The sequence below is a fragment of the Marseilla massiliensis genome (assembly GCF_023336985.1).
Taxonomy (GTDB): domain Bacteria; phylum Bacteroidota; class Bacteroidia; order Bacteroidales; family Bacteroidaceae; genus Prevotella; species Prevotella intestinigallinarum.
This window is the reverse complement of record NZ_JAMBLP010000011.1, coordinates 67,611-80,208: the sequence shown is the minus strand read 5'-3', so window position 1 is coordinate 80,208 and position 12,598 is coordinate 67,611. Positions and strand designations below refer to the sequence as shown.

At 59.1% G+C, this 12,598-nt stretch carries 5 protein-coding genes; 4 read left to right on the top strand and 1 reads right to left on the bottom strand.

What is annotated here, in order from left to right:
• Positions 1–147: 147 nt before the first annotated feature.
• Positions 148–1,266: a pectate lyase gene (gene pelA / locus M3089_RS09155; protein WP_205110395.1), complete on the bottom strand. Its 1,119-nt coding sequence runs from the start codon at positions 1,264–1,266 to the stop codon at positions 148–150.
• Positions 1,267–2,032: 766 nt separating this feature from the next.
• Between pelA and M3089_RS09150 the strand changes: the two genes are divergently transcribed.
• The 4 genes from M3089_RS09150 (at position 2,033) to M3089_RS09135 (ending at position 12,532) form a co-directional block, all read left to right on the top strand.
• Positions 2,033–3,928 carry an Omp28-related outer membrane protein gene (locus M3089_RS09150; protein ID WP_249083545.1) on the top strand — a complete coding sequence of 632 codons (1,896 nt, stop codon included), beginning with the start codon at positions 2,033–2,035 and terminating at the stop codon, positions 3,926–3,928.
• 90 nt (positions 3,929–4,018) lie between these two features.
• Positions 4,019–7,273 carry a T9SS type A sorting domain-containing protein gene (locus M3089_RS09145; RefSeq protein WP_249083543.1) on the top strand — a complete coding sequence of 1,085 codons (3,255 nt, stop codon included), beginning with the start codon at positions 4,019–4,021 and terminating at the stop codon, positions 7,271–7,273.
• A 152-nt stretch (positions 7,274–7,425) separates the two neighbouring features.
• Positions 7,426–9,279: a T9SS-dependent choice-of-anchor J family protein gene (locus M3089_RS09140; protein ID WP_249083541.1), complete on the top strand. Its 1,854-nt coding sequence runs from the start codon at positions 7,426–7,428 to the stop codon at positions 9,277–9,279.
• Positions 9,280–9,301: 22 nt separating this feature from the next.
• Positions 9,302–12,532: a hypothetical protein gene (locus M3089_RS09135; protein ID WP_249083538.1), complete on the top strand. Its 3,231-nt coding sequence runs from the start codon at positions 9,302–9,304 to the stop codon at positions 12,530–12,532.
• Positions 12,533–12,598 lie beyond the last annotated feature (66 nt).

Below are 12,598 nucleotides of genomic sequence, written 5' to 3'. Positions count from 1 at the left end.
CGGCGAGCCGTAGGGCCGCGCAAGGGCGGCTTTAAGGCTCATAGGTGGCTCATGGGGCGTAAACATGTGGCCCCCGCCTGTACCGCCGGCACTTGTGAGCCGGTGGCAGGCGGGGGCCACACATTATTATATAACGCAGGTTGGCGGCTACCGGGCCGAGCCATGTTTCTCGGCCCACGTCTTGTAGCGCTTGTAAACGTCGAGCCCGTCGGAGTTATACCAGCTGTAGCCCGTGCGCCGCTCATGGCCAATCTCGGCTATGTCGTAGCGCACCACCCCGTCGCGGTCGCTGAAGAAGGGACGGTTGGTGTCTATGGTGTAGAAGCGGGCCCACAGCGGCGGGCAGTCGCTGCCATCGGCACAGGGCACCATGCGGTAGTCGCGCTGCCCGTTGCCGTCTTTGTAGAACTCAAACGTCAGTCCGTGTATCTCGCTCTTGCGAAACCACGCCACGGCCGACTCGACGCACCTGACCACCTCGGCCGACGGGTTGGACAGCGACATGAGGAAGAGCACAATGTCGTCAGACTCCTGCCCGCTGAGCGACACCAGCTCGTAGGCCCGGGCCGGGGCGGGCTGCAGCGTGTGCTCGTCGTACTGCGCGCACCACACCGTAGGGCTGCCGTCCTGCACCACCTGCGTCTTCACTATGCACTCCACTCCCTTGTCGAGCGCCGCCTGCGCCTTGGCCTTGGTGCTGTCGGGCATGAAGGCATAGGGCTCCTTGCCCTTGGCCACGTCGCGCATCACCTTCAGCACGTTCACCATGGCGTCGTCGTTGTAGGTTATGTGGGTGTAGTAGCCTTTGGGGCGTGGGTAGAACTGCGGCCATCCCCCGTTGTCGTATTGCGCCTCAAACAAGTATTCCATGCCGCGCAGAGCCCCTTGGCGGAAGCGCTCCTCGCCCGTGGCGTTGTACAGCCGGCACAGGTATGTTATCTCGGTTGTGGTGGCCTTGTTGTCTATGGTGCTCTCGTTCACGTCGTCCTTGGCCGCCTTGACCTTCGACAGCGCTTCGCCTTCGAGCGGCAGCTGCATGTTTACGTTCTTGGGCCAGCCGCCCGTGGTCTGCTGGTAGAGCAGCACGTTGTCGCCTATGCGCGTGGCCTCGGCGGTCTTGAAGAAACTGTCTTTCAGTTTCGGGGCCATCGACGTCCATTTCTTCACCTTTGCCTTTGGCGCCTTGCCTGCGCCGTCGGTCTGTGCCTGTGCAGTGGCGGTTGCCGCACATATCATGGCCAGGCAACCTAAAATGATTCTCTTCATGACATATAAACTTGTTGTTGGGGGGCGTGCCTGCCCCTCGGATTAGTTTTAGTTATGTGGTGTAAAGGTAGCCTTTTTTTTCAAACGGTGTATGCTGCCGGGCCCGTTTTTGTCGTTTTTTAACCCAAAAGCGCCCTCTTGGCCCTGCAATCAGCTGCCCGGCTGCCCGGCCCTGTGTGGAGGCCGAGGCGTCGGCGCAGGGCTCAGGTTGCAGGCCGTTGCCCGGGGCGCTTTGCCGCGGCGGCCGTATTGCGTTCTGTTTCGGCCCGTATTGGCTTGCCAAACGGCCTGTTCCAGACCGCCAAACGGCCCATTCCGCAATAGGCTGCGGCAACGGCCGCCCGGTGTCGGCGTCAGCTGTCGGCGCGAAGCCGGCGTTATGTGCCGTTCCGCCCACGGCAAGTGCCGCTGCCATGTAGCCGCCGCGCAGGTTTCGGTTTTGCCCCGTTCTGGCAGGCTGCGGGCGCGCCCCGGCCGGAGGTTGGCGGGTGTTGTTTCTTAGCGGAATTGTTTTGGTCTCGACGTCTTATTTTAATTAAACGATTTTATGGTGTAATACGAACATTCAAAAAGGAGGCTTTTGTCAATAAAAAGCGCCTTTTTGATGCAAAAATGTGATTTTTTTCGCCCTTTTTCTTTGATAAATCGGATATAATCACTACTTTTGTAGCGGGTTGATAATTTGTTTTGCCCGTTGCAACTATAGGGCACACTCATGATGTAATTATATAAAGAATATATAAATTTAGGATTAAAGAGTGACATAATGAAAAGAGTTTTACGCTACTTGCTTATCGGGTTTATCATGTTTCCTGTGTGTGCTTCGGCGCAGACACGGATTGGTTACACAAACGGCGATTTCAACCGCACCGACGGAGTGCGCCTGAGCAGCGGCACCACGCAGAGTGCCGCCATCAAGATTCCGGCATCCAAGCTGGCCAAGCTGGCCGGCGCCAAGGTCACCGGCATCAGGAGCGTGTTCGGCACGCGCAGCCTTGACAATGTGACATTCTTTGTCAAGGCCGACCTCGACGGCGAGTCGCTCTACGAGCAGCAACTCAGCGGATTCTCTACTCAGTGGAGAGACTACGACCTTACCACCCCCTTTGAGCTCACGGGCGAGCGCGACCTTTACTTCGGTTTCGAGATAACCTGTTCCGAGGCCTACTCGCCACTGGCTTTCGACCGTTGCTACACCGAGCCGGGCTGCATCTACGGATACCTTGCCGACGGCTGGGCCGACCTCTCGTCGAGCTCTTACGGCAACCTCAACATGCAGCTTCTGGTCGAGGGCGTGCCCTCGTTCACCGACGCAACCGTGCGCATGTTCAATGCCGACGGCTACTACAAGGCCGGCCAGGAGTATTCGTTCCAGGGCCAGCTGTTCAACTTCGGCACCGAGCCCATCACCAGCTTCGAGGTGACCAGCTCTGTGACGGGCGGCCAGGAGAACAGCAACACAGTGTCAGGCGTGAACATCGGCCCGGGCGAGGTGTACAATTTCGACCTCACGAGCATAACCTCGGATAGCGAGGGCTACAAGGACGTGAGAGTGACGGTGGGCAGCGTGAACGGCGCCGATGACGAACTGGCCGACGACAACACGCGCAGCGGCAAGATGTATTTCTATCCGGCCGACATGAAGCGCAGCTACCTTGTGGAGACATTCACCGGGCAGCAGTGCAGCAACTGCGCCGAAGGGCATGCCGTGCTCGAAGAGGCGCTCGAGGAGTCGGGCGAGAGCTTCGTTCAGCTGTCATACCACTCGGGCTACAGCCCCGACGACTTCACCATGCTCGAAGACTACTATTACCAGCAGTTCTTTGGCGTAACGGGAGCCCCGTCGTTCATGGTCAACCGCTATGCCAACCCCAACATCAACCCCTTGACACCGGTGTTCTCGCTCATGTCGCCCACAACAGTCACCAAGGCCTACATACTCGAGAACGTCAGGGCGCAGTCGGAGCAGCAGCCATACGTGGGCGTTGACATCAACACATCGTACGACGAGGCCACGAGGCAGCTCACCGGCACGGTGACGGTCAAGGCATACCGCACCCCCGAAGTGTCTAACCCAAGCCTCATCGTGGGCATCATGCAAGACTCTATCGTGGCGTTCCAGATGCCGTCGTCGTCGGGCCTGGGAGGCGCCAACTATGTTCACCGCCACGCATTCCGCGGAGGGCTCAACGGGCTCTTCGGCGAGAAGATGAACATAACCGAGGGCGAAGAGGTGGTGAAGGAAATATCCTATACGCTGCCCGAGTCGATAACGTCGACCTACGACAACGCGACGTCGATACCCACCGACCTGAAGAACATGCACATCGTGGCCATCGTGGCCAACTATGAGTCGGGCGACGTTACCGACTGCGTGGTGCTCAACTGCGCCGACGCCAAGTTCGGCAGCAGCAGCACGGCGGCAGCCATAGGCGGAGTGACCGCCGCCGACGGCGCGAAGCCTGTGGCACGGCTCACGGGCACGGCCGACGCGCTCAGGGCCGAGGGCAACTTCGACTGCCTGTACATATACAACGTGGGCGGCCGCATGGTAAAGAAGTGCTCGGCCGGCGACACATTCGCACTCACACCGGGCGTATACGTGACACGCGCCGTCAAGGACGGGCAGACAGCAACGGCAAAAGCCGTGGTGGCACGCTGATGACACAAGAAACCGGGCGTTGCGCCGTGGGCACACAACACGGCGCAACGCAAACTATAAAACAAACTCACTAACTAAATACTTTCGCCTATGAACAAGCGATACGCAGCTGCCGTCATGGCGGCATTGGCAATGGCCGGGACTGTGCATGCACAGACTGCCGACCAAAAGTTGCGGTCTTATGAGACCTGGGGAAGCGTCATGGGAGACTTCAACGGTGTCTCGGGCAAGGACGTGACTTATTTCGGGGCCAACGGGCAACCCGTGGCCGAGGTTAATTACGACGCATATCAGGATGGCACGTTCGAGCCGTCAGGATATACATACTATGGCTACGACGACAACGGACGCGTTGTCAAGGAGTGGTCGCAGGAATACAAGATTGGCACGGGCAACGTGATGGAGTGGAAAGACAAAGACTCCATTGTCTACCAGTACAACGATGCCGGCTACCTTGTGTCGGAGCGCAACTACCAGCTGGGCGACTCCACTGCATACGAATACGACGCCGACGGCAACAAGGTGGCCATGGTGAAGTATCTGCCCGACTACCAGGGAGGCTACACCGAGCTGTCGCGCGAGACATACAGAAACTTCGCCGCCCCCAACTGCCCGCAGACCATCGTGGGCGACGGCGCCTATGCGTCGTACAAGTTTACGGCCAGCGCCACCTACGACGCCGAAGGCAACATGTTGGAGAAGCTGACCTACGACGGCGAGACGCGCACCCTCGAGCAGAGGGAGGCCTGGACATACACCGACGGGCAGCTCAGCCTCTACCAGGCGTTCAGCGTCGACGAGGACGGAACGGAGACGCCAACGCGCAAGATTGTATACAAGGTGCTTGGAACCGACCCGTTGCGCATACAGGCAAACGACTCAACGTATTTTGACGGGGAGTGGGGAGAGAAGTCGCTGCCGTCGGTGAGCGAGTATTTCACGCCGCAGCCGGCCAGCGCCCCTGAGCTAAGCATAACGCTCTCTGACGAGAAACCCAACACGGCCGTGCTCACATTCAACGCAACGACAATCGAAGGAGCGTCAAACGTGGCCTACGACGTGTTCCGCCACGGCATCAAGCTGGCGCGCATCATGGCCTCGGAGGCTGTCGACGGAATGATAACCTATGTCGACGAGGGCGTGAAGAACGGCACATACGACTATTTCGTGCAGGCCGTTGACGCCGACATCGAAGACGTGATAGGCGACGGCGAGGTAGGGAACGACCCGCTCAACTCTTACGGACACGGCATGAACTCGTCGCAGCGCATCCGCATGGTGTTCGCTACCGAGCTGCCCGCCCCGACCAACGTGAGGGCAACGAAGGTGGAATACGAGATGGGCGAGTGCTTCGTGACCGTTTCGTGGGACGAGCCCGCAGGCGACGGACAGTACGGCACGCCCACCTACAACCTCTATATCGACGGCTTGAAGTTGCCGGTGAACTCGGAGGCAACCATGTCGGGCCCGGTAATCAAACCGATAACGGGCAACAGCTACCGCATGTCGCTCGGAACAGGGTCGGCTGCCAGCGACCTCTCTGAGAGCGTCTACGTAGAGGCTGTCTACGGCATTGGCTCGGCCAAGAGCGAGACGGTGACCGTGACCAACGACACCTACGACATGACCGGACTCGTGGAGAAGGTCGTGGAGCAGTGGGGCAACGCCCTCGGCGATGTGCCCGAGACGAAGATATCTGCCAAGACCGTCAACTATTACAACGCCGACAACGAGGTGAGCTCGGTGGTGAGCTACGGCGCAAACCTGTCTACGGGCATCTACGAGCCTTCTTACTACGAGGGTGTGATATTCAACGAGAAGGGTCTGCCAGCCAAGAGGTTCCACCAGCAGTACGGACTGTACGACGATTACGACCTGGCATACACCGAGGCCAACGACACCACATATTACAAGTATGACGAGAACGACCGCCTGGTGGAGGAGAAGAGCACCCAGTCGCTCGATTCCATCGTCTATGAGTACGACGCCGACGGCAACATGGTGTCGAAGATGAGGTATGTGCCCGACTCTTACGGCACGCATGGCGGTGTGCCCTATGTGATGGAAGGCTACACCTACAGCGACTTCGTGGCCCCCAACTGCCCGCAGACCATCGTCGGCACGGGTGCCTACGCCTCGTACATGAACTCGTATAAGGTGTACTACGATGAAGACAACAACATCGTGAAGAAAGAGAAGTACGACGAGGGCGGCACGCTCAGGCAGGTGGAGCACTGGACCTACGAGCTAGGCATACTCGCCAAGTATGAGATAAACACCGTCAAGTCGGCCACAGGCGACGACGGCGAGGTGACATACACAGAGAACCCAAGCAAGAAGACCATCTATACCGTGGTGGGCACCAACCCGCTGCGCATCAAGGATGAGCAGATGACATACACTTACGGTGAGTGGGCCGGTTACACATACCACCACGTGACGGAATACTGCAAGCCCGACGCTACAACGGCGCCGAAGCTGGTTGTTGAGCCCGTGGCAGACGAACTCAACACCGTGATGCTGACGTTCGACGCAACAGACGTTGCCGGCGCTTCAAGCGTGGCATACGATGTTTACCGCCACGGCATAAAGGTGGCACGCGTGCCGGCGTCGGAGGCCGTCGACGGCATGGTGACCTATGTCGACAACAATGTGTACAACGGTTCCTACGACTACTTCGTGCAGGCCGTTGACGAGGCTGCCGACCAGAGCGGCGAAGACCCCCTCAACTCTTACGGCTACGGCGAGAGCGTGTCGAACACTGTGCGCGAGCTGTTCGACCTCGACCTGCCCGCACCGTCAAACGTTCGTGTGACAAGCGTTGAATACTCGCTCGACTCTTGCTACGTGACCCTCGAGTGGGACGAGTCGGCAGACAAAGACCGTTACATTTTGGAGCAATACAACGTGTTCGTGGCCGGCGAGAAGTACCCGGTGAACTCTGTTGCCACCAAGGCTGGGGTGGTTGTCAACCCGATAACCGAAAACAAGTACCGCATGTTCCTTGGCATTGGCAACGCGGCAAGCAAGCTGTCGGAAGACATCTACGTGCAGGCCGTATATAAGATGGGCAAGGCCAACAGCGACACCATAGCCGTGACCAACGACCCGAACAGCGGCATTGCCGACGTAGAGGGCGGTTCGTGCATACGCTTCAGCCACGGCGTGATCACAGCCGGCGAGGGCGTGACGTTCGATGTCTACTCTGCCGACGGCAAGGCCGTGGCAGTAGGCTGCGAGGGCTCGCTGTCGATAGGCAACCGTCCTTCGGGCGTCTATGTGGTGAGGAGCCACAGCAACGGCCGCACCACAACCCAGAAGGTGGTGCTCCGCGGCGCCAACTGATGGCAGTGGCCCCGCCGGAGGGACATGACAGACAAAGGAATAAGTGTGTGCCTGCAACGGGGCACACGCTTATTCCGGTTAATACAAAGAAATGAAAGCATGCGGGCTGGGCCCACCGCCGGGCATAGCCTGCTAAAAACAAGCAGTAACAGATGAATAAGATAACAACAGCAATAATGGCCCTGGCCGTGTCTTCGGCGGCCACGGCACAGCAAAAGGTTTACTTGTCCGACGATTTCGACAGTGGCATACCCTCGGGCTATACCACGCTCGACCGCGACGAGAACCCCATCGTGTCGGCCTTGTACAAGAACATAGCCACGTCGGGGAGCTGGGCGGCCAACGAGATAGAGCGCTCTGGCAACCGGGCCGCCTTCAGTTTCTCGCGCAGCACGTTTGAGTTTGCGCAGGACAACTGGCTCATAACGCCGGCCATCACCCTTGATGCCGACGCCGATGCCTACCTCACTTGGACGGCCAAGTCGGTGCATTCCGATTTCCGCGAAGACTACAAGGTGATGGTTTCTGAGGCAGGCACCGACGTCGACGACTTCCACGAGGTGTATTCAGTCAAGCGGGAGGGCTATTCGTGGACAGACCATTCGGTGTCGCTGGCCGACTACGCGGGCAAGACCATCTACGTGGCTTTCGTCTGCACCACATCCAGCGGCTACATACTCGCTGTAGACGATGTGTTTGTGGGCGGGCTCGACGGCCACAGCTACGACGTCAGGAACACGTCGAGCAGGTTCTGCGGCAGCGTGGCCACGGCTCCCGTGAGCGGCGTCATACGCAATGTGGGGCGCAAGGCCGACATCGCAGCCGTCAACTGCATCTATGGCGGAGGCTCGCTGACCATGGAGCCGGGCCAGGCTGAGCTGGCGGCCGAGGGCACGCTGGGCTACAGCTTCGACATGCCTGTCGAGCCGCACAGCGTAAACCGATACTCGATAAGCCTCGACTACACCGACGGCACGAAAGACACTGTCTACACCGACAGCATCATCAGCTCTTACTACAAGCGCACGCTGCTGCTCGACGAGGGCACGGGCAACTGGTGCAACCAGTGCCCCGACATGATGCCTTACCTCACTAAGGTGAAAGAGAAGATGGGGAGCGACGTCATAGTGGTGTCGGCCCACATGGGCTACGACCCCCTCATCTGCAACGAATACGCCAATGGCATAGGCTACTGGCTGCTCAGCTGGCCGTCGTTCATATACAACCGCGACCGCGACTTGAAGTGCACAGACAGTTACCACACCGACGGCTACCTTGAGAAAGCCATGCTTGAGCCTACCACGGCCATGGTCAACGCCACGGCAGAGATTGAGGACGGCAAGGTGAAGGTGGCCGCACAGGTGCAGTTTGCCGAAGACTGCGACAACTCGCTCGACGACTACCGCGTGGGCTTCGCCATCATTGACAATGAGTATTCGCAGGGCGACATAGCCCAGTCGAACAATTGCACCACCTTCGGAGGCGGCGAGTACATGTACTTGCCCGTGGCCATACCGGGCGAGCTCATGCGCTACCACGACATGCCAATAGAGGGCTCGACAGCCGCCAACGGCATCTCCGGCTGCCTGCCCGTTGACATCAAGGCCGGCACTACATACGATGTTAGCTGCGAGCTCACCATACCCGAAGACCGCGTCTACGGCGACGACAGCCTCAGTGTGCTGGCGTTTGTCATCAAGCACCCGCTGCGCACGGTGCTCAACGCCACCCGTTGCGACTTCGTGGTGTCGACAGGAGTGGCTGAAGCCGTGGCCGACGGCAGCCAGGTAGGCGTCGAAGCGTCTGCCGATGGCGTTGTCAGCGTGACGCTGCCCGCCGGAAAGGCCGGCGCCACAGTGCGTGTCTACAGCCTCGACGGCCGCCTTGTCAAGTCGGCAGCCACAACGTCGGGCGCCGTGAGCATAGACTGCGGCTCGCTGAAGGGGTGTTATCTCGTCAACGTGGGCGTTGAAGGGAAGACCGTGGTTAAAAAGATTGTATTTTAAAACCTAACAGTGTTATTTATAAATGAAAAGAGTTTATTTTCCGATTTGCCTTTCCTTGCTTAGCATGAATGGCTTGGTGGCGGCGGCGCAGGACGCCCAGCCCGCTACCAGAACGGTGGTAATGTACGGCGGGCCTAACCAGATTCTGACCAATGTGTCGTCCAACGGCAAGTGGGCCTGCGGCGCACAGACCGATGGGTCGAGCGACCCCATCGGATTCATCTGGAATCTCGAGTCGAACGAAATCACCACCCTTGGTGTCAACACGGCTGCCTACGCCGTGTCGGACAACGGTGTCGTAGTTGGAACATTCCTCGACTCTGAGGCTTCGGGCAACGGCGCGCCTGTCGAGGCTGCCGGATATTGGGTTGACGGACAGTGGCATCACCTCGAGAACTCCAACGACACGTTCACGGGCATCGGCTCGGGCAGCAGTGCCATGAGCATCAGCGCCGACGGCCGCTACATAGGCGGTGCCATCTACTCGGCCGGCGGAGTGATGACGCCGGTGGTGTGGAAAGACTACAAGCTCATGGGCGCGCTCGGCGACGGGCACACGGGCTCAGTGCAGGCCGTGGCCAACGACGGCTCTATGTTTGGCGGATGGGCGTATACAGCGCAGTATAGCGACACGCGCCAGCCTGTGCTTTGGGATGCCAACGGCATAAAGCAGATATTCCCCGGCAGCCAGATCAACCAGTTCCAGGGCGTTTGGGACTTCTCGAGCGACTGCACCAAAGCCCTTTGGGTGGGCGTGATGGAAGACGGCGACAGGGAGGCCGCTGTCTGCATACATGACTTCGAGACAGGCACCAACATAAGGGTGAAGCCCCAGTCTGAGCAATATTTCGACTATGTGGTTTACGGAATGAGCGACAGTCTCACCGTGGTGGGCTTCCAGCAGAACGACAACACGGCTGCATTCCCTATCTATTACAAGAACGGCGAGACGATAAAGCTCGAGGCTTACCTCATAGAGAATGGCGCCGACTTTGCCGCCGACGGCATAATTGCCGAGCGCACGGCCGACACTGAGGGCCTTTTCAACATCCTGCAGTGTGTGGATGTGTCGAAAGACGACAGCACTTTCCTGCTGCAGGCTGCCAGCAAAGACCAGTTTGAGATACCCGTCATCGTCAAGCTCAACGCCAATGCGGTCAACCCTACGCCGGCCGGTGTGAAGGCTACGGCCATGAGCGGCCTCAAGGTGGCAAAGGTTGAGTGGAGCTCTCCGCTGTTGAGCGGCGTGGCCGTGAAGGGCTATAATGTATACCGCGACGGCGAGAAGGTCAACACCGAGCTCGTTGACACCACGGTTTACTATGACAACACGGTGGCCGCAGGCGCAGAGTACACCTACAGCGTCGAGGCCGAGTTTGAGGGCGGCCAGGTTTCTGCCAAGTCCGAAGGCGTTTCGGTGGCTGTGCCGTCAGACGCTGCCAACGCTCCCACCGACCTGTATGCCCGCATGAGGGGTGCCAACGACGTGCTCATGACCTGGAGCGCGCCCCAGACCAAGAATCCCGTGCTGAGATACTTCGACGACAGCCAGGAAATCAACGGCGGCTTCGGCGGCGGCAACGTTTCGTTCGAGGCTGCGGTTCGCTTCGACAAGAGCGACATGCAGCAGTATGCCGGCTACAACATCACGTCGGTAAGCTTCTGCCCGAAGGAAGAGGTTGAGTCGTTTGCCATCAACATCTATTCGGGCGAGACCCTTGTCTACACCCAGCCCGTAAGCCAGGAGTTGCAGTACGGCCGTGTCAACAGCGTCAAGCTCGACAACCCGCTGGCTGTTCCGCAAGACGGCGACCTCTACATTGCCATCGAGGCCGACGTGGCAAGCACGGCTACCAGCAGCAACGTAGTAGGCATGATCTACGACAATTGCGTGCCGGGCTACAGCGACCTCATCCGCCGCGTCGACGAGGGCGTGTGGTTCTATTCGCTCAACGACGAGTCGGAGCAGAGCGGAGGCACCGGCTATCCGGTCATCTTCACCATCGGGGCCGAGTTCCAGAGCGCATCGGGCTCTGCCGACGTGAGCAGCGTCAGCCAGTACAACGTCTACCGCGACGGCGCCCTGGTTGGTTCGTCTGATGGGCTCACCTATGTTGACAAGGCTGTGGCCGAAGGCGACCACTCTTACGAGGTCGAGGCTGTGTATGCCAATGGCGACGTGTCGGGCAAGACGGCCGTCGACTTCACTGCCGTGACCAACACCAGCGTGTTCCGTGCGATAGACAATGTGAACATCGACGTGAAGGACATGGACACCAGGACCGTGCTTTTCAGCTGGGATGCACCGCTCGACAACGATGCAACCAACATACAGTACTGTGGCGAGACACCGCAGGGAGGCCTCACGGGTTCCGCCGACCAGCTTTACGGCTACCAGGCCCGTACCACCTACCTGCCCTCAAAGCTGCACAGCTATGGCGGCTACAGCGTGAAGGAGCTGCGCTTCTACCCGATGGCACAGGCCGAGTTTACGTTCTACGTGCTCAAGGACGGCAAGGAGATAGTAAACCAGTTTGTTGAGGAAGTGGTGCCCAACAGGTGGAACACCGTGGTGCTCGACGAGCCCTTCGTGCTTGACGACAAGTCTACTTACGACATCATACTCGACTGCTTCGACGTTGAGGCCAAACAGCCCGCCCTTGCTTACGACAACAACCCGGCTTACAGCGGAGTGTCCGACCTCGTTTCCTACGATGAGGGCGAGACCTTCCAGACCCTTGCCGCCAGCTACGGCACACTGTCTTCGCCGGGCAACTGGCTCATGGGCATGGTGGTCAGCGACTCTGAGGGCCAGCCTATGGCTGTCGACGGCTACCAGGTTCGCGTGAATGCGGCCAACGTGACAGCCGAGCCCATCAGCGAAACGTCGTTCACCTATGAGATGGGCGCCAGCGTAGACCCGTCGTCGACATGCCGCGTCAACGTCGACGTGATTTACACCGTCGGCGGCAAGGTTGAGGGCACGGGCGTGTTCTTCACCATCAACGATGTGGCTAACGGCATTGGCGAGAACGTGATCAACGACATCAAGATCACCCAGGATGGCGACAACTACGTGCGCGTAGAGGGCGATGGCATCCTCGGCATCGATGTCTACAGCCTCGGCGGCTCGCTCGTCGACAGCACCAACGGCAATGTTGTCAATGTGTCGGCCGTGCAGAGTGGCCTTTACATATTGAAGGTAAAGACCACCGATGGCACCAAGACCTACAAGGTACGTGTCAGCAGGTGACCTGATGCCGCTTGCGGCATGACAAAGGCGGGGGCGCATCCGGATGAGGATGCGCCCCCGCTTCGT